Source organism: Aeromicrobium sp. Root495, from assembly GCF_001426755.1.
Taxonomy (GTDB): domain Bacteria; phylum Actinomycetota; class Actinomycetes; order Propionibacteriales; family Nocardioidaceae; genus Aeromicrobium.
Genome location: NZ_LMFJ01000003.1, coordinates 1 through 22682, shown reverse-complemented (window position 1 = coordinate 22682; position 22682 = coordinate 1). Strand labels below are relative to the sequence as shown.

At 70.6% G+C, this 22682-nt stretch carries 24 protein-coding genes and 1 tRNA gene; 9 read left to right on the top strand and 16 right to left on the bottom strand.

The genetic code is table 11. From position 1 onward, the window contains the following. Positions 1-91: 91 nt before the first annotated feature. Complete coding sequence (locus tag ASD11_RS17170; protein ID WP_200940207.1) at positions 92-2473, bottom strand: AAA family ATPase; 2382 nt, start codon at positions 2471-2473, stop codon at positions 92-94. Positions 2474-2486: 13 nt separating this feature from the next. Then, positions 2487-3068 carry a TetR/AcrR family transcriptional regulator gene (locus ASD11_RS17165; protein WP_056290570.1) on the bottom strand — a complete coding sequence of 194 codons (582 nt, stop codon included), beginning with the start codon at positions 3066-3068 and terminating at the stop codon, positions 2487-2489. A gap of 107 nt (positions 3069-3175) precedes the next feature. On the opposite strand from ASD11_RS17165, the gene ASD11_RS17160 reads away from it, so the two are divergent. Both ASD11_RS17160 and ASD11_RS17155 read left to right on the top strand, forming a co-directional pair. Then, positions 3176-3997, top strand: coding sequence for an alpha/beta fold hydrolase (locus ASD11_RS17160; RefSeq protein ID WP_056290782.1), 822 nt, complete (start codon positions 3176-3178; stop codon positions 3995-3997). A gap of 125 nt (positions 3998-4122) precedes the next feature. Then, on the top strand, positions 4123-4488 hold the full coding sequence (locus tag ASD11_RS17155) for a hypothetical protein (protein WP_056290566.1): 366 nt from the start codon (positions 4123-4125) through the stop codon (positions 4486-4488). 24 nt (positions 4489-4512) lie between these two features. On the opposite strand, the gene ASD11_RS17150 is transcribed toward ASD11_RS17155, so the two are convergent. Beyond that, positions 4513-5052: a TetR/AcrR family transcriptional regulator gene (locus ASD11_RS17150; protein WP_056290563.1), complete on the bottom strand. Its 540-nt coding sequence runs from the start codon at positions 5050-5052 to the stop codon at positions 4513-4515. Between the two features lie 13 nt (positions 5053-5065). On the opposite strand from ASD11_RS17150, the gene ASD11_RS17145 reads away from it, so the two are divergent. Both ASD11_RS17145 and ASD11_RS17140 read left to right on the top strand, forming a co-directional pair. Continuing rightward, positions 5066-6088: an alpha/beta hydrolase gene (locus ASD11_RS17145; protein WP_442854202.1), complete on the top strand. Its 1023-nt coding sequence runs from the start codon at positions 5066-5068 to the stop codon at positions 6086-6088. Next, the gene (locus ASD11_RS17140; RefSeq protein WP_056290558.1) at positions 6085-6879 is read left to right on the top strand and encodes an SDR family NAD(P)-dependent oxidoreductase; all 795 of its coding nucleotides are present in this window, start codon (positions 6085-6087) and stop codon (positions 6877-6879) included. Before ASD11_RS17145 ends, ASD11_RS17140 begins: the two co-directional genes overlap by 4 nt. A gap of 37 nt (positions 6880-6916) precedes the next feature. Here the strand turns inward: ASD11_RS17140 and ASD11_RS17135 are convergent, their stop codons facing one another. Then, positions 6917-7816 (bottom strand): hypothetical protein, encoded by a 900-nt coding sequence (locus ASD11_RS17135; protein ID WP_056290555.1) that lies wholly within the window; start codon positions 7814-7816, stop codon positions 6917-6919. Positions 7817-7923: 107 nt separating this feature from the next. Beyond that, positions 7924-8646 (bottom strand): SDR family oxidoreductase, encoded by a 723-nt coding sequence (locus tag ASD11_RS17130; protein ID WP_056290552.1) that lies wholly within the window; start codon positions 8644-8646, stop codon positions 7924-7926. Positions 8647-8732: 86 nt separating this feature from the next. Between ASD11_RS17130 and ASD11_RS17125 the strand changes: the two genes are divergently transcribed. Then, complete coding sequence (locus ASD11_RS17125; protein WP_056290550.1) at positions 8733-9287, top strand: TetR/AcrR family transcriptional regulator; 555 nt, start codon at positions 8733-8735, stop codon at positions 9285-9287. 65 nt (positions 9288-9352) lie between these two features. Here ASD11_RS17125 and wrbA read toward each other — a convergent pair whose 3' ends face one another. Next, positions 9353-9940 carry an NAD(P)H:quinone oxidoreductase gene (gene wrbA, locus ASD11_RS17120; RefSeq protein WP_056290548.1) on the bottom strand — a complete coding sequence of 196 codons (588 nt, stop codon included), beginning with the start codon at positions 9938-9940 and terminating at the stop codon, positions 9353-9355. Between the two features lie 128 nt (positions 9941-10068). After that, positions 10069-10155, bottom strand: a tRNA-Ser gene (locus tag ASD11_RS17115). Positions 10156-10222: 67 nt separating this feature from the next. On the opposite strand from ASD11_RS17115, the gene ASD11_RS17110 reads away from it, so the two are divergent. Further along, a complete protein-coding gene (locus ASD11_RS17110; protein WP_056290546.1) occupies positions 10223-10846 on the top strand; it encodes a nucleoside/nucleotide kinase family protein in 624 nt (207 codons plus the stop codon). A gap of 199 nt (positions 10847-11045) precedes the next feature. After that, positions 11046-12725: a sensor histidine kinase gene (locus ASD11_RS17105; RefSeq protein WP_056290543.1), complete on the top strand. Its 1680-nt coding sequence runs from the start codon at positions 11046-11048 to the stop codon at positions 12723-12725. A gap of 7 nt (positions 12726-12732) precedes the next feature. Here ASD11_RS17105 and ASD11_RS17100 read toward each other — a convergent pair whose 3' ends face one another. The 4 genes from ASD11_RS17100 to tadA all read right to left on the bottom strand — a co-directional run bounded on the left by ASD11_RS17100 (position 12733) and on the right by tadA (position 15544). Continuing rightward, positions 12733-13347, bottom strand: a complete 615-nt coding sequence (locus ASD11_RS17100; RefSeq protein ID WP_056290540.1) for a CE1759 family FMN reductase — start codon at positions 13345-13347, stop codon at positions 12733-12735. Continuing rightward, the gene (locus tag ASD11_RS17095; RefSeq protein ID WP_056290537.1) at positions 13344-14459 is read right to left on the bottom strand and encodes an LLM class flavin-dependent oxidoreductase; all 1116 of its coding nucleotides are present in this window, start codon (positions 14457-14459) and stop codon (positions 13344-13346) included. The genes ASD11_RS17100 and ASD11_RS17095 overlap by 4 nt, the downstream gene beginning before the upstream one ends. A gap of 74 nt (positions 14460-14533) precedes the next feature. Further along, a complete protein-coding gene (locus tag ASD11_RS17090) occupies positions 14534-15082 on the bottom strand; it encodes a GNAT family N-acetyltransferase (protein WP_200940206.1) in 549 nt (182 codons plus the stop codon). A 12-nt stretch (positions 15083-15094) separates the two neighbouring features. Further along, positions 15095-15544, bottom strand: coding sequence for a tRNA adenosine(34) deaminase TadA (gene tadA, locus ASD11_RS17085; RefSeq protein WP_235503395.1), 450 nt, complete (start codon positions 15542-15544; stop codon positions 15095-15097). A gap of 72 nt (positions 15545-15616) precedes the next feature. Here tadA and upp point away from each other — a divergent pair, with 72 nt between their 5' ends. Both upp and ASD11_RS17075 read left to right on the top strand, forming a co-directional pair. Further along, the gene (gene upp / locus ASD11_RS17080; RefSeq protein ID WP_056290532.1) at positions 15617-16258 is read left to right on the top strand and encodes a uracil phosphoribosyltransferase; all 642 of its coding nucleotides are present in this window, start codon (positions 15617-15619) and stop codon (positions 16256-16258) included. A gap of 111 nt (positions 16259-16369) precedes the next feature. Continuing rightward, positions 16370-17806 carry an MFS transporter gene (locus tag ASD11_RS17075; RefSeq protein ID WP_235503394.1) on the top strand — a complete coding sequence of 479 codons (1437 nt, stop codon included), beginning with the start codon at positions 16370-16372 and terminating at the stop codon, positions 17804-17806. Between the two features lie 75 nt (positions 17807-17881). Here the strand turns inward: ASD11_RS17075 and ASD11_RS17070 are convergent, their stop codons facing one another. From ASD11_RS17070 to ASD11_RS17050, 5 genes are all read right to left on the bottom strand, one after another. Next, on the bottom strand, positions 17882-18853 hold the full coding sequence (locus ASD11_RS17070) for an MsnO8 family LLM class oxidoreductase (protein WP_056290527.1): 972 nt from the start codon (positions 18851-18853) through the stop codon (positions 17882-17884). Between the two features lie 48 nt (positions 18854-18901). Beyond that, a complete protein-coding gene (gene pntB, locus ASD11_RS17065) occupies positions 18902-20290 on the bottom strand; it encodes a Re/Si-specific NAD(P)(+) transhydrogenase subunit beta (RefSeq protein ID WP_056290525.1) in 1389 nt (462 codons plus the stop codon). Positions 20291-20299: 9 nt separating this feature from the next. Continuing rightward, positions 20300-21838 carry a Re/Si-specific NAD(P)(+) transhydrogenase subunit alpha gene (locus ASD11_RS17060; RefSeq protein WP_056290522.1) on the bottom strand — a complete coding sequence of 513 codons (1539 nt, stop codon included), beginning with the start codon at positions 21836-21838 and terminating at the stop codon, positions 20300-20302. A gap of 116 nt (positions 21839-21954) precedes the next feature. Further along, positions 21955-22236: a hypothetical protein gene (locus ASD11_RS17055; RefSeq protein WP_056290519.1), complete on the bottom strand. Its 282-nt coding sequence runs from the start codon at positions 22234-22236 to the stop codon at positions 21955-21957. 36 nt (positions 22237-22272) lie between these two features. Then, positions 22273-22682, bottom strand: a 410-nt coding sequence (locus ASD11_RS17050; protein ID WP_235503393.1) for a lipopolysaccharide assembly protein LapA domain-containing protein, incomplete at its 5' end; no start/stop codon positions are given.

Here is a 22682-nt window from a genome sequence, read left to right as displayed (position 1 = left end):
ACAACCCCTCATCGTCCGTCCCCCCGAGACCCACGATGAGGGCTTCGGGTCGCTGGGACGACCGAAACCCCTCATCGTTCGTCGGGGGCGGCTAGCTGATCTCGGCCCAGGCGAAGAACTCGTCGGCCGAGATCACCGGCTTGCCGTAGTCGCGGGCCTTGCGCGCCTTGCCCGACTGCGTCCCGACCTCGGCCACGACGAGGACGTCGCAGCGTGTCTTGGTGACGCTCTTGACCGCTGCCAGGCCGTGCTGCTCGGCCAACGGCATCATCTGCTCGCTCGTGTAGGAACGACCCGACGGCGAGACGGCGGTGCCGGTGAAGCACACCCGCGCGCCGGGCACGAGCACCTCCCCCGGCGGTGGGCTCGTCGCGGCCACCGCCGCCAGCACGTCGTCGACGAACGTCGTGCCGAGGTGCTGCTCCACGGCGCGCATCCGCTCCACGAGCTGCGGCGAGAGGCTCGAAGCCTTGGTGGCCACGTCGGCCAGGCGGCTCGTGACGGCGGCGGCGGCCACGCTCCCCGCCCCGAGGGAGGGTCCCTGCGCGTCGACAGGGCCCGAGCCGAGCAGCAGCCGGCTGATCGCGTCACTCGCCTCGACCAGCGCCGAGAGGGTGGGGAGCCGGTCGGTCGACGGGACCGTGACGTCGAGGTCGCGACTGAGCAGGTACCCGAGGTGCCCGGGAGCGTCGACCACCTCGAAGGACGTGCCCGGCTCCAGCTCGTCGCGCAGCCGCTCGAAGGCGCTCATGGCGGCGCGCGCCCGGGTGAGGGCGCTGGGCGAGGAGTCGGCGGACCGCTCCTCGTGCGTCAGCGCTCCCAGACCGATGTCGACCCCGAACGGCATCGAGACGACGCTCCGCAGCCGCTTGAGCTCGAAGTCGACCTTGCCGAGCTGTCCGTCCACGTCGACCCCCACGGGAATCATCCCGCCGAGCAGCGCCGACATCACGCCCCACGCCTCCGGCAGGGTCGGGGCGAGCAGGACGTCGTCGGCCGCGATCGCGTAGGCGGAGCGCGCGTCGCCGAGGTCGCGCTGCGGGTTCACCAGGGTGCTCAGGGCCGTGCCGTCGTCGAGGACGACGGCGATCTCCACGGGACGCGGGCGCGAGAACGTCCCTTCGTCACCCACGAAGGAGATGCCGAGGGCGCAGTGACGGGCCGGTCCCGGACGCACCTCGGCGGCGTGCAGGAAGCGGGCGACCCGACGGTCGGTCCGCAGGTGACGCGGCTCCACCGGTCGCCTGAGCACCAGCCCGGCCATGGAGGTCGCCCGGCTGAGCGCCACGTAGACCTGTCCGGTGGCGAACACCCCGCCCGTGAGGTCGACGACGAGGCGGTCGAGCGTCTGGCCCTGGCTCTTGTGGATCGTGATCGCCCAGGCCAGCTTGAACGGGAGCTGGGTGTAGGTGCCCACCACCTCGCGTCGCAGCGTCGATCCCTCCACAACGGGCCGCGTGACCTCCCACGTGTACGGCGGGACGGTGAAGACCGAGCCGTCGTCGGTCTCCACGTCGACCTCGCGCTCCCCGTCGATCACGCGGGTGGCCGTGATGCGGGCAAGGGTGCCGTTGACCCATCGGTCGCTCGGGTCGTTGGTGAGCATCATGACCTGCGCACCGACCTTGAACCGGAGCACCGCGTCGGTGGGCGGGTCGAAGCCGGAGACGTCACCGCTCTCCAGCGACGCGTGCTCCACGAGCGGGGTCTCGAGCCGCTCCAGTCGTTGCCGGTTGCGTGCCGTGACGATGGAGTTGGACGGCGCCAGCGTCAGCCAGAGCTCGTCGTCCGGCGGCTCGAAGTCCGGGTCGACCCGGGCGTTCAGCTCCTCGCGCGCCTCGTCGAGCAGGACTCCGTCGCGCACGGCGTTGAGCAGCGACGTCAGCCGATCGTCGCCGACCTGGCGGAACACGGTCGTCAGCGAGATCGTCGGGAACACGGCACGGTCGAAGCAGCGTGCCGAGTAGAAGTAGGGCGTCTCGTAGTGGGTGGCGAAGAACTCGGCCAGACGGTCCTCGACGATGGGCGGCAGCTGCAGCAGGTCGCCGACGAGCACGACCTGGACCCCGCCGAAGGGGGTGCCGGGCTTGGGGCCGAACCGCTCGAGCGAGGCCGCGACCATGTCGAGGACGTCGGCTCGCACCATCGATGCCTCGTCGATGATGAGCGTCTGCAGACCCTTGAGCGTCTTGGCGAACCGCCCCGGGTAGTACCGGCCGGTCCGCACGTCGTCGAGGCTCGTCGTCGCCTGGAAGCTGAAGAGCCGATGGATCGTGTAGCCCTCGACGTTGAGCGCGGCGATGCCCGTGGGTGCGGCCACCACCACACGGCGGTCGGTCGTGGCCATGAAGTGTCGGATCAGCGTCGACTTTCCGGTGCCCGCCTTGCCCGTGAGGAACAGGCTGCCGCCGGACTCCAGGATCCTCAGGGCCTCGGAGAGCTCCGGGGTGATGGTCAGGCTGGGTGTCGGCACGGCACGTGCCGGCTCAGGCGGCGTCGGGGAGGGCGTCGAACGAGACCGCGGCGATCTCGTCGAGCCGCTCGCGCGGGACGCCCTGACGGCTCAGCTGGATCAGGCCCTGCGAGACCAGCACGAGGTTGGCGCTCACCGTGGCCAGCTCGTCGCCCGAGCGCTCGAGCACCTCGGACAGCCGGTCCGTGAGGCTCTGCTCCATCCGGGCTGTGGACCGTCGCCCGGCCGCTGCCACCTCGGGGACCTTGGGACCCAGCGAGGCCATGCTGTTGATCATGAGGCAGCCGCGCCGCCCGGGCTGGGTGGAGCAGTCGACGATGATTGCGTCGAAGAAGGCGCGGGCGGCCTCCCGGGCCGAGTCGTACGACGCGTCCATGACGCCCTCGACGAAGGCGGCCCGCCGGTCGCAGTAGCGCTCGAAGACCGCGAGGAAGAGTCCCTGCTTGCTGCCGTACGCGGCGTAGATGCTCCCGTTGCCCACGCCGGAGGCGGTGGAGACGTCGTCGACGGACGTCTCGTCGTAGCCCTGGGACCAGAAGAGCTCGGTGGCGGCGTCGAGCAGAGCCTGCTCGTCGAACTTCCGGGGGCGCGCCATGGCTGCACCGTACAACGCCCCGTCATACCGGCGCTTTCGGACAGCGCCCAGAAGAGACTCGCGCTGAACCATTGATTATGGAGGCGTGACTCCATAATGTCGTGGTCATGCCCTTCATCACCACGACCGACGGAACCGAGATCTACTACACCGAGCAGGGCACGGGTCAGCCCGTCCTGTTCAGCCACGGATGGCCGCTGTCGTCCGACGCCTGGCAGTACGAGCTGAAGCTGCTCGCCGACGCCGGCTACCGGGCCATCGCCCACGACCGCCGCGGCCATGGCCGCTCGTCCAAGACGTACACCGGCAACGACATGGACACCTACGCCAAGGACCTGGCCGAGCTGGTCGAGGCCCTCGACCTCCGCGACCTCGTGGTCGTCGGCCACTCCACTGGTGGCGGCGAGGTCGTCCGCTACGCAGCGCAGCACGCGGCCGGCCGCGTCGTGAAGGTCGTGACCATCGGCGCCGTGCCGCCCATCATGGTCAAGTCCGAGACCAACCCCGAAGGCACGCCGATCGACGCGTTCAACGGCATCCGCGAGGGCGTCCTCAAGGACCGCTCGCAGTTCTACCAGGACCTCTCGGAGGCGTTCTTCGGCGCCAACCGCGAGGGCGCGACGGTGTCGCAGGGAGCCAAGGACGACTTCTGGCGCCAGGGCATGCTCGTGAACCTCGCCGCGGCGTACGACTGCGTGAAGGCCTTCTCCGAGACCGACTTCACCGAGGACCTCAAGGCCCTCGACGTGCCGATCCTCATCGCTCACGGCGACGACGACCAGATCGTCCCGATCGAGGCGGCGGCGAACAAGACGATCGATCTCGTGAAGGACGGCCGCCTCGTCACGTACCCGGGCGCGCCCCACGGCATCTACGGCACCTACCAGCAGGAGCTGGGCGCGGAGATCCTCGCGTTCCTCGGCCAGTGACCCGCTGAACGACCGGTCGCAGGACCGCAGCCCTCTTCGGGGGTGCGGTCCTCGGCCGGGCCGGAGCGCAGCGCCGCGAGCGGGGTGGACGTGCGGGCCCGCACCGAGGTCCGTAGCGTCGAGTCATGAACAAGCCGAGCTACAGCGCCCTCATGTCCACCGCGACCGCCGGCTACGCCGTGTTCGCGCTCGCCAAGCCGCGGCACCTCGGCAAGGCCCTGACCAAGAGCTCGCTCAAGCAGCCGGAGTACGACGTGGTGGCGCGTCTGTTCGGCCCGCGCGACCTCGCGATCAGCGCTCTGGCCCTGTTCGCGCCGTCGCCCCGCGTCCGCGAGCACGCCATGGTGGCCCGCGTCGCCCTCGACCTCACCGACGCCGCCCTGCTCACCGGCGAGGCCACCCACACGACCGGCAAGGCCAAGGTCCTGGGTGCCACCCTCACGTGGGCCGGACTCAACGTCGCCGCGATCGTGGCCGACCGCAAGGCCTGACCCCGGACGGAGCGTACGTCCGCCTCAGCGGGCCCCTTCGACGACCAGCTCGAGCACCTGGCGCTGCTCCGCCCGGGGCAGCTCGTGCATGAGCAACCCCTCGACGGCGAAGACGCCGAGCCTGGTCCTCGCCGCCACCTGCGCCTCGGGGACGCCGGCGCTCGTCAGGATCTCGGCCAGCATCGTGTCCGCGAGCGCGTGGAAGCCCTCGTGCCACGCGTCGATGGCGGGCGAGTCGGCAGCCAGCGCGTGGACTGCTGTGACCAGCTTGTCGAAGCGGCGCAGCTCGTCCACCACCCAGAGCAGCTGCTCGACCCACGGCCGGTCCTCGAGGTCCTCGACCCCCGCGAGACCGTCGCGCAGCAGGCCGTCGAGGACTGCGACGAACAGGGCGTCCTTGTCCTGGAAGTACCAGTAGATGGTGTTGGTGGTGACGCCAGCCGCGGCGGCGATGCCCGCGAGCGAGGTCTTCTCGTAGCCCTCCTCGCTGAACAGCGAGGTCGCGGCCGCCACGATCTCGGCCGACTTCTCCTCGCGGTCGCGGGGTCGGCGGTTCCGAGGCATACGTCACCTTATCTTGCACGCCGTTCAAGAACTTCGGTACCTTCTTGATCGTCGTACAAGAACGACCGACCCAGGAGACTCCATGGCCACCGCGCCCACGCCCGGCTTCACCCACTCCGAGGAGTGGTTCGCGTCCGACGGCACGCGTTGCGCGGCCCGGGTCTACCGTCCCGACGCCGGCCAGGAGGACCGACCGGCCATCGTCATGGCGCACGGCTTCGGCTCGGTGCGCGCGCTGCGGCTCTACGCCTACGCGGAGCGGTTCGCGGCCGCGGGCTACGTCGTCGTCGCGTTCGACTACCGCGGGTTCGGCGACAGCGAAGGTGAGCCTCGCCAGCTCCTGAGCGTCGCCATGCAGCACCAGGACTGGCGGGCGGCCATCGCCCACACCCGGACGCTCGACGGCGTGGACCCGGCCCGGGTGGTCGCCTGGGGGACGTCGTTCGGGGGCGGTCACGTCATCGCCGTCGCCGGCCAGGGCGAGCCCTTGGCGGCCGTCATCGCCCAGGTGCCACACGTGAGCGGTCCCGCCGCCGTGCGGTCCACCGGCCTGAGGGCCGTCCTGAGGCTCGCCGGGCCGGCAGTCCGAGACCAGGTCGGGGCGTGGTTCGGACGCGCGCCCGTGCAGGTCGCGAGCGTCGACCTGCCCGGTCGCACCGCGATGATGACGTCAGCGGACGCCTACCCCGGAATGATCCGGCTGATCCAGGAGTCCGGGCTCCAACTCGAGGACTACCCCACCTCGGTCGCCGCGCGGATCGCCCTCCGGATCGGCGCCTACTCGCCGCAGCGGTGGGCCGCCGGCGTGAGGTGCCCGGCGCTCGTCCAGCTGGTCACCGACGACGCCATCACCCCTCGCGCGGTCGCCGAGAAGGCCGCCAGCCGGATCCCGCGTTCCACGGTCCGGGTCTACGAGGGCGGGCACTTCGACCCCTACGTCGAGCCGTTGTTCGACTTCGTCGTCGGGGACCAGCTCGCTTTCCTCGCCACCCACGTCCCCGTCCCACCCGCATCCCTCCAGAAGGACGTCCCATGAGCCCGACCCCTCGCACCGCCCTCGTCACCGGAGCATCCGCCGGGATCGGCGAGGCATTCGCCCACCTCCTGGCCGCTGAGGGTCTCGACCTCGTGCTCGTCGCGCGCAGGAGGGAAAAGCTCGTCGCCCTGGCGCAGACGCTCTCGGACCGACACGGTGTCCGCTGCGAGGTCGTCGGCGCGGACCTCGCCGACCCCGACGCTCCGCAGGCCGTCATGGCGTCCGTGGCCGAGCTCGGACTCCAGGTCGACGTGCTCGTGAACAACGCCGGCATGTCAGGCAACGAGACGTTCGCCGACACGGCTTGGACGTCCCTGGCCGCGGAGATCCAGGTCATGGTGACGGCCGTGACGGAGCTCGCCCACCTCGTGGTCCCCGGCATGAAGGAGCGCGGCTGGGGACGGATCGTCAACGTCTCGTCACTCGCCGCGTTCGCACCGCCCGGGGAGAGCCTGCTCTACACCGGCATCAAGAGCTACGTCCTCGACATGTCGCAGGCGCTGGACATGGAGCTCAAGCCGCACGGCGTCCACGTGACGGCGCTGTGCCCCGGTTTCACGCACAGCGAGTTCCATGAGTCGATGGGCAGCAAGGACGCCGCCACGCGCCTGCCGTCCGTGCTGTGGCAGCAGCCCGAGGCGGTCGTCCGAGAGGCCTGGGCGGCCGCCGACAGCGGGCGTCCGGTCTGCGTGCCGGGCAGGCTCAACAAGGTGATCTCCCACGCCATGCGACCCGTGCCCTACCGCGCCCAGTACCTCCTGGGGAAGAAGCTCAACCCGTTCAAGCACTGAGGCTCGCAGACGCCTGAGCTCCGTCCGGCGACCTCCGTCAGGTCTGCTTGTTCTTGCAGCGGGAGTCCTCGACCGGGAGAAGCTGCTCGCCCACGCACCAGAGCTGAAGACCCTCGTCGAGCGACTCGCCCTCAGGGTTCCACTGGTTCACGACCGGCTTGGCGCAGTCCTGCTGGACGTCGCGCAGGACGAGCGCATCGAGCGAGGAGCCGCTGACGTCGAAGTCGGCCCTGAACCTGGGCTCGTCGAGGGACGTCGTCCCGACATGGGTGTACGAGCGCATCGGCGCGTTCTTGACGACCTCGGTCCGGGCGATGTCGCCCTCCGCCTCGGCGTTGTAGAAGACCAGGTCACCGTTGGCGATGGAGCCGTCCCGCACCCCGACCTTGAGCCTGATGGCTCGGCACGCGTAGAGCCCGGTGTACTGGGTGACCGAGGTGTCGTGGGCCAGGACGTAGGCCGAGCTCGGCTGCACCACCCCGGCGACCGTCGTCGTCGCGCCGGCGTTCCCGTCGGGCTGCGTGTTGACCCAGCGGTAGACGGAGAACGACCTCGACGTCACCTTGACGGCCTGGTGACCCTGGTAGGCACCCTTGACGACTCGCAGCTGGAACACGCCGGCGTCGTCGGTCCTCCACTTGTACGTGTAGCGGTTCTCCGAGTTGATCGACGCCACCGCGAGACGACGGGTGAAGGCGCCCGGAGCGGTGATGTTGTCGATGTAGATGCCGACCTTCTGGTTCTTGACCGGCCCGCCCCACACCTTGCCGGAGATCGTGATGGTCTTGCCCATCGCGACCTTGCCCCCCTCGAGGCCGGTGGTGCCGACGCTGGCGTGGTACGGCGTGGCAGCCTGCGCCGGCGAGCCGGCCACGGCGAGTCCGACCGCCGTGAGTCCTGCGAGGAGTACTGCGGCGATGCTGCGGGGTGCACGCACGGTGTTCTCGTCTCTGTGGGGTGACGGCCCCTGCCGGGACGCCATCGGCTCCAGGCTAGCCATCGCGGAGCGGCTCGACCCCTGAAACAGAAAGGTCGGGACAGCTGTCAGCCCATGCCGAGGGCACCGAGGATCTGCTCGTAGCGAGCCGCCGGCTCGAGGGTGAGCCCCTTCTTGATGAAGGCCGCCCAGTCGTCGGCGAGGACCTCGTCGAGGCCTTTCTCGATCGCGTCGAGACCGGCGGACGCAAGGGCCGACGGTGAAAGCTTGGGGGCGTCGAAGCCCTTCGTCATGTCGGTGTCGACGAGACCCATGTGCACGGCCACCACCTGGGTGCCCTGGCCCCTGAGCTCGAGCCGGGCGCTGTCGGAGAGGCTCCACGCGGCCGCCTTGGAGGCGGCGTAGGCGCCTCCGCTGGGGAGGGTGAACCACGAGAGTGCCGAGACGACGTTGACGAAGGCGCCGCCACCGTTGGCCTCGAGGATCGGGGCGAAGGCGCGAGTGATGGCGAGCGGGCCGAAGAAGTTCGTCTCCATCTCCCGACGGATGGTCGCCTCGTCGCCGGTGACGAGCGGCGTGCCGGTCGAGATGCCTGCGTTGTTGATGACCACCTGGACGTCGCCGGCCGCCTCGGCCGCGGCACGGACCTGGGCCGCATCGGTGACGTCGAGCTGGAGAGGCTCGACGATCCCGCTCGCCTCGATCGTGCTGGTGTCGCGCGCGGCGGCGTAGATCTTGGCGGCGCCTCGCTCCTTGAGCTGCTCGACGAACTGGGCGCCGATGCCGCGGTTGGCTCCTGTCACCAGGACGACGGAGTCTGCGATCTTCATGGAGATCCTCTTTCTGTAACGATCACTACGTATTGGAGGACCGACGGTAGCACATTCTGTAGCGACCGTTACGGTATGCTCGGACCATGGCTGGCCGACCCCGGAGCTTCGACCGCGAGACCGCACTCGCGGCCGCCGTCGAGCAGTTCTGGCGCAACGGCTACGAGGAGACCTCGATCTCGACGCTGACGAGGGCCATGGGCATCACCGCGCCCAGCCTCTACGCCGCGTTCGGCGACAAGGACCACCTCTTCGAGGAGGCCTCCGAGGCCTACTTCCGACGCACCTGTGAGGGCGTCGAGGCCGCCGCCGCGCAGCCGAGGGTCCACGACGCGATCTCGCACCTCCTCGACGGCACCGCTCGCGCCCACACGGCCCCCGACACCCCGCCGGGCTGCCTCATGCTCACCGAGCCGCGACTCACGGCGCAGCGCCGAGCCGTCACGGCCCAGATCAAGGACCGGCTCGACCAGGGCGTGAGCGACGGCGACCTCCCGCCGGGCACGTCCACCGCACAGCTGGCCAGCTTCCTCGTGGCCGTCATGCGCGGCATGTCCGGGAGCGCCCGCGACGGCGCCGACGCCGAGGAGCTCCTGGCCATCGCAGCGAACGCGATGGCGGTCCTGCCACCTGCCCCCTGACGCGACGAGCCCACCCAGGCACGACAGGCTCGGGTGGGCTCGTGCATCAGCCGGCAGAGTCCTCGTCAGCCGCGCAGCTTTCCTGCCACGTGCAGGACGCGGTTGACGAGGTGGTCGAGCGCGGCCTTGTCGGAGTCGTCGAGGTCGCTCCCGGCGGTCTTGCTCACGCCATAGGGGTTGCCGTCGTCGAACTTGACCGCGTCGGTGTAGCCGGGCGGCACGATGATGCCGCCGAAGTGCGCGAACGTCGTGTTCATCGCCTCGAGCGTCGTCTCCTGGCCACCGTGCTTCGTGGACGTGGAGGTGATCGCGGCGTACACCTTGTCGGCGAGCTTCCCCTCCTGCCACAGCGGGCCGAGGGTGTCGATGAAGGACTGGAGCTGGCTCGTCACGTGGCCGTAGCGCGTGCCGGAGCCGAAGATGGCGGCGTCGGCCCAGTCCAGGTCGTCCGGCTCGGCGACGGGCTGGTCGGCCACCGAGGCTGCGTGCGCGGCCCAGGGCTCGACGCTCTGCACGACGTCGTCGGGCGCGGTCTCGCGCACCCGGCGCAGGCGCACCTCGGCGCCGGCGCTCTCTGCCGTCTCGGCCAGGCGGGTGGCCATGGAGTGGATCGTGCCGTAGCTGGAGTAGTAGATGATCGCAAGCTTCGTCATGTCCTCGACGCTACCCACGGCCCGAGTACTCCGCATGGCGCGGCGAGCAGGTCTCATGGCACCCCTCGGACGCGAAGAACCCCCGGCCCTGACTGTCTTTCCAGTCGGGACCAGGGGTTCTCTTGACGCGGTGGCGGTGGGATTTGAACCCACGGTGGGCGTGAACCCACACAACATTTCGAGTGTTGCACCTTCGGCCGCTCGGACACGCCACCGCCGGGAACTCTACCGGACCTGCGACACGCCTCCGACAGGGGTTCTCGGGCGTGGGAGCATGCGGCCATGGACCTCGACCAGCTGGCCGACGACCTCGCGGCGCGGGTCGCCGCCGCGCCCGGCCGGCTCCTCGTCGGTGTGGTGGGCGCGCCGGGGAGCGGGAAGACGACGGTGGCCAAGAAGCTCGTCGACCGGCTCGGGCGTCGCCAGGTGTCTGCCGTGCGGGCACCCATGGACGGCTTCCACCTCGCCGACGTCGCGCTGCGGGAGCGGGCGCTGCTCGAGCGCAAGGGAGCGATCGAGACCTTCGACGCCCACGGCTACCTCGCGCTGCTGCGCCGCATCCGCGACGAGCGGGACCACGACGTCCTCGCGCCCGCGTTCGAGCGCGACCTCGAGCAGCCGCTCGCCGGCGCCATCACCGTCGCGCCGGAGCACCGGGTGGTCGTCACCGAGGGCAACTACCTGCTCGACGACGCCGAGCCGTGGCCGGACGTCCGGAGCGCGCTAGACCTCGTCGTGTTCGTGGAGCTCGACGACGACCGTCGGCGCTCCCGCCTCGTCGAGCGCCACGTGAAGTTCGGCAAGGAGCGCGCCGCCGCGCAGGCCTGGGTCGACGACGTCGACGAGCCCAACGCCCAGCGCGTCCTGGCCCGGCGCCACCTGGCCGACGTCGTCCTGACGCGCTAGCCCCGTGGCCGACCCGGCCGCGGTGTCTCAGCGTCCGTCCGGGAGGTCCGACGGCCCACGGACGGACGCCAGGTCACCGCCCCCGCGGCAGCGGACCACGGAACGGACGCCACGTCACCGCCGCGGTGTGGAACGCCCGCGTCTCGCCCCTGCACCCCCGCGGCTCTACCGTGTGAGTCCAGGGAAGGGGGGGACCGCTGTGTCCGACGTCGCGCAGGAACCGTCATCGGGGCCCACGCTCGCCTTCGAGGCGCTGCTCAGCCAGCTCATCGACCAGGCCGAGACCATGCAGCGCTCCCACTCCCGGCTCCGTGACCTGATCCGGGTCAACAACGACCTCACGTCCAACCTCGACCTGCCCATGGTCCTGCGTCGCATCGTCGAGCTGGGGCTGGAGCTCCTCGACGCTCGGTACGGCGCCATGGGCGTGGTGGGCGACGAGACACGACTCGACCAGTTCATCCACGTCGGCATGGACCCGGGAACCGTCGAGGCCATCGGCGACCTGCCCCAGGGACGCGGCCTGCTCGGCGCACTCATCGACGACCCGGTCCCGGTCCGTCTCACCCGCATCGCCGACGACCGGCGCTCGAGCGGGTTCCCGGGCGAGCACCCGCCCATGAACAGCTTCCTCGGCGTGCCGATCCGTGTGCGAGACAAGGTCTTCGGCAACCTCTACCTCACCGACTCCCGGGCCGGTTCTTTCACCGCCGACGACGAGGAGATCGCGCAGTCGCTCGCGGCCACGGCCGGCATCGCCATCGAGAACGCCCGACTCTTCGAGGACTCCGCGTACCGGGCCCGCTGGTCCACGGCGCTGGCCGAGACCTCCCGGCGACTCATGCGCGACGACGAGGGCGACGACGTCTCCGGTCTCATGGTCCGGCTCTCCGAGCTGGCCGAGGCCAGCGTCATCGCCATCCTCGTGGTGGAGGGCGACGAGCTCGTCGTCCACCACGTGCACGGCACGCTCCCGGGCGTCGAGGCAGCGCTGGACCGACGGTTCTCCATCCAGGACTCCGTCGCCTTCGCCCTCCTGGAGTCGGGCGATCCCCTCACGGTCGCCTCGCTCGCAGAGGTCTACGACCTCTCCGACAGCAGCCGCCTCGGCCCCTGCATGATGCTGCCCTTCGCGGTCTCGGACCACGAGCACGGCGTCCTCTTCCTCGGACGCCCCCCGGAGGCCTCGGCCTTCGCCGACCGCGACGTCGAGATGGGGGTCTCCTTCGCCGGTCACATCAGCCTGGCCATGGAGCGCGAGGAGTCGCGCGAGAACCGTCAGCGCATGGAGCTCCTCGAGGAGCGCACCCGGATCGCCCGCGACCTCCACGACCACGTCATCCAGCGACTCTTCGCGATCGGGCTCAACCTGCAGTCCATCTCCACCCGGCTCGACCCGGCGCTCGCCGCGAGGGTGTCCACCCAGATCGACGAGGTCGACGGCGCCATCGCCCAGATCCGGCAGAGCATCTTCTCGCTCAAGCGCACTCCGGAGGACGCCGACTCCTTGCGATCGCGCATCATCGAGGTCGTCGAGCGCATCGACCCGCAGCTGCCCGGCCGCGCCCGTCTCGAGTTCAACGGCCCCGTCGACACCCTGGCCGACGGGCCTCTGGCCGAGGACGTCGTGGCCGTCGTGACCGAGGCCCTGAGCAACGTGGTGCGCCACGCCGGCGCATCCGCGGCGAGGGTCGTCGTCACCGTGGCCGGTGGCCGTCTCAGCATCGAGTGCACCGACGACGGCTCGGGACCGCCGGCGCGGGCGCCGCACCGCAGCGGCCTCGCCAACATGCGCGAGCGGGCCGTGAAGCGCGGCGGCGCGTTCGAGATCGGCCCGGCGAGGCCCGGCACCCGGGTCCTCTGGTGGGCCCCGGTCTAGCCGAGCGTCACTCCGGTCGGTGCGGGTCCGAGATCGACAGCATGGTCTCGCTGAACAGGTCGATGTCGTCGGAGAAGCTCCGACCCGTGCCTGCTCCGGCCAGGAGCGACACGAGCTCGTCGACAGCACGCTCGACACGCGACGTGAGCGCTCCCGTGCCCTCGCTCCCCCAGTCGTGCGGCGAGGCGAAGACGCCCGTGGGCACCGGGACGGTCTGCAGGTAGGCGAAGAGCGGACGGAGGGCGAAGTCGAGCGCGAGCGAGTGGCGCGCCGTGCCGCCGGTCGCCGCCAGGAGCACCGGCTTGCCGATGAGGAGGTCCTGGTCGAGGGCGTCGAAGAAGGCCTTGAAGAGTCCCGGGTAGGACGCCTTGTAGATGGGCGTGACCACCACGACCGCGTCGGCCTCACGCAGCTGGTCGTGCACGTGTGCGAGACGCGGTGCGGCGAAGCCCGTGATGGAGGCGTCGATGATCTCGTGGGCCAGCGGACGGAGCTCGACGGTCTCGATGGAGACCTCGGCCCCGAGCCGCTGCCCGAGGGCCGCAGTGATGCGGCCCGCGAGCAGCGTGCTGCTGGAGGATTCGCTCAGGCCCGAGGAGAGGGCCACGACCCTGGTCGTCATGCGGTCACGCCTTCCTTCTCGGCGGCCTCGGCGGCCACCTTCGCGTCGCGGGCGGCCACGCGAGCCGCATGGGTGGGGGCGTCGGGGACGTCGGCCGGACGGCGTGCATCGAACTCGGCACGCAGGGTCGGCAGGATCTCACCGAGGAGGTCGAGCTGCTCGAGGACCGTCTTGAGCGGCAGACCGGCGTGGTCGATGAGGAACATCTGCCGCTGGTAGTCGCCGAAGTAGTCGGCGAAGGCCAGCGTCTTCTCGATGACCTCCTGCGGGCTGCCGACCGTGAGCGGCGTCTGGGCCTGGAAGTCCTCCAGCGACGGACCGTGTCCGTAGACGGGGGCGTTGTCGAAGTACGGGCGGAACTCGTTGATCGCGTCCTGGCTGTTCTTGCGCATGAAGAACTGGCCGCCGAGGCCGACGATGGCCTGTTCGGGCGTGCCGTGTCCGTAGTGCGCGTACCGCTGCCGGTAGAAGTTGATCAGCCGGATGTAGTGCTCCTTGGGCCAGAAGATGTTGTTGGCGAAGTACCCGTCGCCGTAGTACGCGGCGATCTCGGCGACCTCAGGAGTGCGGATCGAGCCGTGCCACACGAACGGCGAGACGCCGTCGAGCGGGCGCGGGATGGAGGTGAAGCCCTGCAGCGCGGTGCGGAACTTGCCCTCCCAGTCGACGACGTCCTCGTCCCAGAGGCGGCGCAGCAGCTGGTAGTTCTCGATCGTCAGCTCGACGCCCTTGGACGGGTCCTTGCCGAACCACGGATAGACCTGTGCTGTGTTGCCCCGGCCGAGCACCAGGTCGACACGGCCGTCCGACAGGTGCTGCAGCGTCGCGTAGTCCTCGGCGAGCTTGACGGGGTCGTTGGTGGTGATGTGCGCGATCGAGGTCGACAGGATGAGTCGTTCGGTCTGAGCCGCGATGAACGCGTGCAGGGTGCTGATCGACGGCGGGACGAACCCGGAGTCGTGGTGCTCACCCACCGCGAAGACGTCGCCGCCGATGTCCTCGACCTTCTTGGCGATCGTGACCAGCGCCTTGAGCTTCTCGTTCTCGGTCGGGATCGAGCCGGTGGTGGGGTCGATCGTCAGGTCGCCGACGGTGAAGATGCCGAACTGCATGCTGCTCATGGTCTTAGCCTCTCACGAAGTAGTTCAAGTTTCAACTACTCACCAGAACCACGTCCCTGCCCGGTTCATTCCCCGGGCAGGCGGTCCCGCCTCAGCACGTGGTGGAGCGGAAGGTCGACGGGGTTGTCGGGCTCCGCGTCGCCCGAGCCGACGATCCGGAAGCCAGCCTTCTCGAGCGCTCGCCAGGACCGACGGTTGGCCGCCACGACGGCCACCAGGACGTACGGAGCGTCGGGACGCTCGGTGAACGTGAGGCGCGTGACGGCATCGAGCATCTGCGGCCCGAGGCCTCGGCCCCGGTCCTCGGCCGACCCCACGAGGTAGTCGAGCGTGACGGCCGCAGGGTGCACCGGACCGAGGATGCGCTCGAACGCCGCCAGGTCCTCGGGGTAGTCGGTCACGACCGCTCGCTGCACCAGGCCGAACGGTCTGCCGTCCTGCAGCACGAGCAGGTCCTCGCCCGGCTCGAGCCCGTCCACGCCCGGACCGAAGTCGCGCTCGACCGCCTCGGGCGTGAACGCGTGGAACCACCACCGGTGGACGTCGGGGTCGGCGAGCCAGCAGGCGAGGAGGGGGAGGTCGGCACGCGTCAGGCGCCGCAGCTCCCACGTCATCAGGGGCTCCGCTCAGCGTCGCTGGGTGAAGAACGCCTGGAGGAGGGCCGTGCTCTCCTCCGCGAGGAGGCCGGAGAGGACGTCGGGACGGTGGTTGAGCCGCCGGTCGCGGACGACGTCCCACAGAGAGCCCACGGCGCCGGCCTTCTCGTCGAAGGCGCCGAACACGATCCGACCCACCCGCGCGGCCACGGCCGCGCCGGCACACATGGTGCACGGCTCCAGCGTGACGACGAGCGTGCAGCCCTCGAGACGCCACTCGTCGACCCGCGCGGCGGCCGCCCTCAGCGCCACGACCTCCGCGTGACCGGTCGGGTCGCCGTCGCGCTCGCGCACGTTGAAGCCCTCGCCGATGATGTTGCCGTCGGGAGCCACGACCAGCGCACCGATGGGCACGTCGCCGGCGTTCTGCGCGGCGCGGGCCAGCGCCAGGGCGCGCCACATGTGGTCGACGTCGTTCATCGGACTGATCGTCGCAGACGTCGCGGCCGCCGCGCCAGGGTTGAGGCCCTCCCATCGCACTAGGCTCAGGGCATGCAGGTACACGTCGCCGACCATCCCCTCGTCTCCCACAAGCTGACTGTCCTGCGCGACGAGCGCACGGACTCCCCCACGTTCCGCCGTCTCGCCGACGAGCTGGTGACGCTCCTGGCGTACGAGGCCACGCGCGACGTCCGGGTCGAGCCCGTCCAGGTGCGCACCCCCGTGGCCGAGGCCACCGGGGTGAGGCTCAGCGAGCCGCGACCCCTCGTGGTCCCGATCCTGCGCGCCGGGCTAGGCATGCTCGAGGGCATGCAGCGCCTCGTCCCCACGGCCGAGGTGGGCTTCCTCGGCATGGTCCGCAACGAGGAGACCCTCGAGGCCGACACCTACGCCGAGCGCCTGCCCGACGACCTCTCCGGCCGCCAGTGCTACGTGCTCGACCCCATGCTCGCGACGGGGGGCAGCCTCGCCGCAGCCATCCAGTTCCTCGTGAGGCGCGGCGCCGACCACATCACCGCGGTCTGTCTCCTCGCCGCGCCCGAGGGCATCGCGCGCATCGAGAAGGAGATGGAGGAGATCGGCGTCCCCGTCACCCTCGTGGTGGCCGGGCTCGACGACCACCTCAACGAGCTGGGCTACATCGTCCCGGGCCTCGGCGACGCCGGCGACCGCCTCTACGGCGTGGCCGACTGACCCCGCCGTCCCCGCTGAGCGTGACCGTTCTGTTGGTTTCAGGGCCTGGATCCAACAGGTTCGTCACGCTCAGCGGGTGCGGGGGCTGGCCTCCCGCGCAAGAGTGGTGCAGTGCACGAAGAGGCGATCGACACTTCCCCGGACACGACGCCCTACCCCGACAAACCTGACCCCCGACGGTGGCGGATCCTCGCGGTCACGCTCGTGGTCGGGTTCATGTCGCTCCTCGACGTCACCATCGTCAACGTCGCGATCCCGTCGATCCAGGAGGGCCTCGACTCCAACGCGTCGACCGTCCAGTGGGTCGTCTCCGGCTACGCCCTCACGTTCGGCCTGACCCTCGTCGCCGGCGGACGGCTCGGCGACGCCTACGGCCGACGTCGGCTCATGGTCGTGGGTCTCGTCGCGTTCGTGGTCTCCAGCGCCGCCGTGGGTTTCGCGCCCAACGCCGAGCTCGTCGTGCTGGCCCGCCTGGCGCAGGGCGCCGCGGCCGGCTTCCTCACGCCGCAGAGCTCCGGACTCATCCAGCAGCTCTTCTCCGGGGCCGAGCGGGGCAGGGCGTTCGGCTACTTCGGCCTCACGGTCTCGCTCGCGTCGGCGACCGGACCGCTGCTCGGCGGTGCGATCATCGGGGTCGCGGGCGAGGAGAACGGTTGGCGGCTGCTCTTCCTGGTCAACGTGCCGATCGGACTCGTGGCGCTCGTGGCCGTCGCCCTGCTGGTCCCCGGCCGCGACCACGACGCGAAGAACGAGCGCATCGACGTCGTGGGCGCGGTCCTGCTGGGCCTGTCCGTGCTGTGCCTGCTCTACCCGCTCGTCAGCGTGGAGTCCGGAGCCCGCCTCCCGCTGGTGCTGCTCGTGGGCGTCCCGCTGTTCGGCTGGGCCTTCGGCGCGTGGGAGCACCGGCTCCGCCGACTCGGCCACGCGCCGCTGCTCGACGTCGAGCTGCTGCGCACGCTGCCCGGCTACAGCAGCGGGCTCCTCATCGGTGCGCTCTACTTCACCGGCTTCACGGGCGTCTTCCTCACGGCCTCGGTCTGGCTGCAGGACTCGCGCGACGTCAGCGCCCTGCACGCCGGTCTGCTGCTCACGCCGTTCGCCGCCGGGTCGGCCATCTCGTCCCCGCTCGCCGGACGGTTCGTGAGCACGGTCGGCCGGCCGTTGACGGTCGTGGCCATCGCCTCGATGATGACGGCCGTTGCGCTCGCCGCCGCGGTCGGACCGGGGCAGAGCACGCCGTCGCTGTGGTGGGCCTTCGCCCCGTTCCTGTTCGTGGCCGGGCTGGGCGGCGGTGCCGTGGTCTCGCCCAACATCACGCTGACGCTCGCGGAGGTGCCTCCGCGCATGGGAGGTGCCGCCGGCGGAGCCCTGCAGACGGGTCAGCGCATCGGCTCGTCCCTCGGCGCTGCCCTGCTCATGACGGTCTACCAGCTGGTGTCGGCCTCGCACGGCGGCGACGCCGGCTTCCGGGCCGCGCTTGCCACCGCCCTCGCGGTGCTGGCCCTCGCCCTGGCCGCGGCGGTCGCGGCCTGGCGTCAGGCCCGCTGACCCGCTGACCCGCTGACCCGCTGAGTGTGACGTTTCCGGGGTCGTTCGGGCGGTTTCAGCCCTCGAACGTCACACTCAGGGGAGGAGGTCGCGGAGGAGCGCGTCGGAGGTGAAGAGGGCGTCGCGGTCGTAGGTCGACGACGACGCCATGAGCTCGTCGGCACCCGTGCGGTCGGCCAGCTCCTCGAGCGTCTTGCGCACCGCCGACGGCGACCCTGCCACCGAGCGGTCGAGGGCGGACTCCACGCGGCGGCGGACCTGGTCCGTCCACGGCTGCCGCCGGATCGACTCGGGCGGCTCGAGCGGAGGGAACTCGCCGGTCTGCCGCGACCGCGCCATGGCCCACACCTCCGGGAGGGCCAGCTCGCGGGCAGCGGCGTCGTCGTCGGCGACCAGGACGTCGAGGGAGATGGTCACGCGCGGCTCCGCGGCGAAGGCCCCCGGACGGAAGTCGCGCCGGTAGGCCGCCAGTGCGGCGGCGCCGTCGTCGGTCCAGACCATGGGACCCCCGACGACGAGCGGCAGGCCGAGGCGTGCCGCGATCGAGATGCCCGCGCCCGTGGCCAGCAGGGAGACCGAGATCGTGCTGCCCGCCGCGGGTCGGGCGGTCACCGGGCCGGAGCCGTCGAGCAGCGACCCCAGCTCGAGGAGGTCGGCCTCGAACGTGTCGGGGGCGTCGACGTCGTGGCGCAGTGCTCGGCGGACCGGCTCGGTGAACCCGAGCGACCGGCCGATGCCGAGGTCGACGCGGCCAGGGTTGAGCGCCTCGAGCATGAGGAACTGCTCGGCGACCACGAGGGGCTGGTGGTTGGGCAGCATGACGCCGCCGGAGCCGATGCGGATCGTGCTCGTCGCAGCACCGACCGCGGCCAGCAGGACCGCCGGGGCACCACTCGCGATGCCCGGGACGGCGTGGTGCTCGGCCACCCAGAACCGGTCGTAGCCCAGCGCCTCGGCGCGGACGGCGCGATCGACCGAGCCTGTGAGGCCCTCACCCTCCGGACGGCCGGAGCGCGTCCTGGACCGGTCGAGAAGGGAGAGCCTCACCTCTCGTACAACCCGTCGGAGGCGGGGTTGCTTCCCGCCCTCGACGGATCAGAGTGCCTTGAGGATGTCCTCGACCCGGTCCTTGGCGTCGCCGAACAGCATCTGGGAGTTGTCCCGGAAGAACAGCGGGTTCTGGACGCCGGCGTAGCCCGCGGCCATGGAACGCTTGAACACGATCACGTTCTCGGCCTCCCACACGTGCAGGACCGGCATGCCCGCGATGGGCGAGCTGGGGTCCTCCGACGCGGCGGGGTTCACGGTGTCGTTGGCGCCGATCACGAGCACGACCGACGTCGACGCGAAGTCGTCGTTGATCTCGTCCATCTCGAGGACGATGTCGTAGGGCACCTTGGCCTCGGCCAGGAGCACGTTCATGTGGCCGGGCAGACGGCCGGCGACGGGGTGGATGCCGAAGCGCACCTCCACGCCGCGCTCGCGCAGCTTCCTGGTGAGGTCGGCGACCGGGTACTGCGCCTGGGCCACGGCCATGCCGTAGCCGGGCGTGATGATGACGGACGTGGCGTTCTTGAGGAGCTCGGCGGTGTCCTCGGCCGTGATCTCGCGGTGCTCGCCGTAGTCGGTGTCCTCGCCGCCGCTCGCCGCGATGCCGAACCCGCCGGCGATCACGGAGATGAACGAGCGGTTCATCGCCTTGCACATGATGTAGCTGAGGTACGCACCCGAGGAGCCGACGAGTGCGCCGGTGACGATGAGCAGGTCGTTGTTGAGCAGGAAGCCCGCCGCAGCGGCGGCCCAGCCCGAGTAGCTGTTGAGCATCGAGACGACGACGGGCATGTCGCCGCCGCCGATGGAGGCCACGAGGTGCCAGCCGAGGGCCAGCGCGACGATCGTGACCAGGATCAGCAGCCAGAGCGCCGGGGACGCGACGAACCAGATCGTGAGGATCACGAACAGCACGAGCGCGCCGACGTTGATGTAGTTCTTGCCGGGCAGCACGAGCGGGGCCGACGAGATCTTGGCCGACAGCTTCAGGTTGGCCACGATCGAGCCGGTGAAGGTGACAGCACCGATGAAGACGCCGATGAAGACCTCGGCGTTGTGGATGTTCTCGAGCGACTCGAGCGGGAAGTACTGGTGCTCGAGGTAGCCGTTCCAGCCCACGAGCACGGCGGCGAGGCCCACGAAGGAGTGCAGCAGCGCGATGAGCTCGGGCATGCCGGTCATCTCGACGATGCGGGCGCGCCAGATGCCGATGGCACCACCGATCGCGAGCGCCACGAGCAGCAGCACGATCGCGACGGCCTCGGCGTTCTGCACGGCCAGGTTGATGGTCGCGAGCAGGGCGATGACCATGCCGGAGATGCCGAAGACCACACCGTTCTTGGCGGTCTCGTGCTTGCTCAGCCCGGCGAGGCTGAGGATGAAGAGGAGCGACGCGACGATGTACGCCGCGGTGGCGATGCTGGAAGCAGTCATGTGGCGCGATCAGCCCTTCGAGAACATCGCGAGCATGCGACGGGTCACGGCGAATCCGCCGAAGATGTTGATGGACGCGAGCAGGACCGCGACGGCCGACAGCACCAGGACCGAGGCCTTGGGGTCGGGCTCGCCGATCTGCACCAGCGCACCGACGACGATGATGCCGGAGATCGCGTTGGTCACCGACATGAGCGGCGTGTGCAGCGCGTGGTGCACCTTGCCGATCACGTAGTAGCCGATGACGATGGCCAGGACCAGCACGGTGAAGTGCTGCGGCAGGGGCTCGGGGGCGTAGGCGTTCACCAGGAACAGGGCCAGGATGCCGACGCCGATGAGCGCGAACTTCTGCCCCTGCGTGACCGGCGGCTTCTCGGGCTTCTGGACCGGGAGCTCGGCGGTCGGCGGAGCCGCGGGCGCGGCCGAGACCGTCACGGGCGGCGGAGGCCAGAGCTTCTCGCCGTTCTTGACCACCGTCATGCCGCGCTGGACGACGTCGTCGAGGTCGAGGACGAGCTGACCGTCCTTCTCGGGGGTCAGGAGCTTGAGCAGGTTGACCAGGTTCTGGCCGTAGAGCTGCGAGGCCTGCGTGGGCAGGCGTCCCGCGAGGTCGGTGTAGCCGAGGATCGTGACCCCGTTGTCGGTGACGACCTTCTCGCCGGCCACCGAGCCCTCCACGTTGCCGCCCATGGCCGCGGCCATGTCGACGATGACGGAGCCGGGCTTCATGCCGGCGACGTCGGCGGCGGTGATGAGGACCGGTGCCTTGCGGCCCGGGATGAGCGCCGTGGTGATGATGATGTCGACGTCAGCGGCCTGCTCGGTGTAGATCTCGGCGGCGCGTCGGTCGTAGGCCTCGCTCGTGGCCTTGGCGTAGCCGTCGGTGGACTGCTCCGTCTCGACGTCGACGGCGAGGTACTCGCCGCCGAGGGACTTGACCTGGTCGGCCACCTCGGCGCGCGGGTCGGTGGCGCGCACGATGGCGCCCATGCTGGAGGCGGCGCCGATGGCGGCCAGGCCGGCCACACCCACACCGGCCACGAGGACCTTGGCCGGCGGGACCTTGCCGGCAGCGGTGATCTGGCCCGTGAAGAAGCGGCCGAAGACGTTGGCGGCCTCGACCACGGCGCGGTAGCCGGCGATGTTGGCCATCGAGGAGAGCACGTCGAGGGACTGGGCGCGCGAGATGCGCGGCACCGCGTCCATCGCCAGGACCGTGATGGGGCGCTTGGAGAGCGCCTCGACCAGGTCGGGGTTGTGCGCCGGGGCGATGAGGCTGATGAGGGTCGCGCCGTCCGTCAGCCGGGCGATCTCCTGCGTCGTGGGGGCGTTCACCTTGAACACGACGGGGCTGGACCACACCTCGTCGCCGCCGGCGACGGATGCACCGGCCTCGACGAAGACGTCGTCGGCGAAGGCAGACTTCTCGCCTGCGCCGGCCTCGACGACCACCTCGTACCCGAGCTTGATGAGCTGTGCGACGGTCGCGGGAGTGGCAGCGACACGGGTTTCCCCGGGGCTGGACTCGGCGACGACTCCGATCTTCACCTGGCGCACACTAGCCGAGGCACACCCGGGCCGCCCACCCCATGAGATCTGCGTCTCAGATCGTGGCAGTCCGGTCAGGACCTGCGCCAGGGTCGGCGCCGCCCGGACGGCGCGGGTCAGCGCCGACGTCGGGGGACGATCAGGACCCGCGCCACGCTCGGCACGAGCAGGATGAGGCTCGCGGCCACGACGTCGACGAGCACCACGAGGGCGACGGAGACCTCGCGGCCCAGGTCGAGGGCACCCACGATCGCTCCGGCGTCCTTCATGACGAGCGCCAGGACCAGGATGACCGCGCCGGCCGCCAGGAGCACCGCGGTGCGCCGCAGCTGGCGGACCGAGAGATGGCCACGTTCCGTGCGCGGGGCGACGGGACGGACGGTGTGCGTTGCGGTCATGACGGTCCCTTTCTCAGTGCTTGCTCTGGGGGTGACTCAGTGCTTGCTCTTGGCGGTGCGCCGCAGCGAGCGACGCAGCTGCGCGATCCGGACCATGCCGGGGATCGCGACGACGAGCGCGCCGACGGCGGCCGACAGGAGCAGCGCGACGGCCAGCGACAGCTCGCCGTCGTAGCTCAGGAAGCGGATGGTGACCGACTCGGCGTTCTGCGCGATGAACACGAGGAAGACCAGTGAGACCAGTGCGACGAGCACGAGGGCGGTCCACCAGGCGCCGGCGCGGGTGCGCTTGACGCGACCCTTGTCGTTGATGCCCGGGGTGGGGCGCGGCTCGTCGGCCTCGGCCGTCGTGGGCTCGAGGTCGGGGCGGTCGGTGCTGCTGGTCATGCGGTCCTCCGGGGGGTGGGGGTACGGCCGTGCCGGCCCGCCGAGGCGAGCCGGCACGG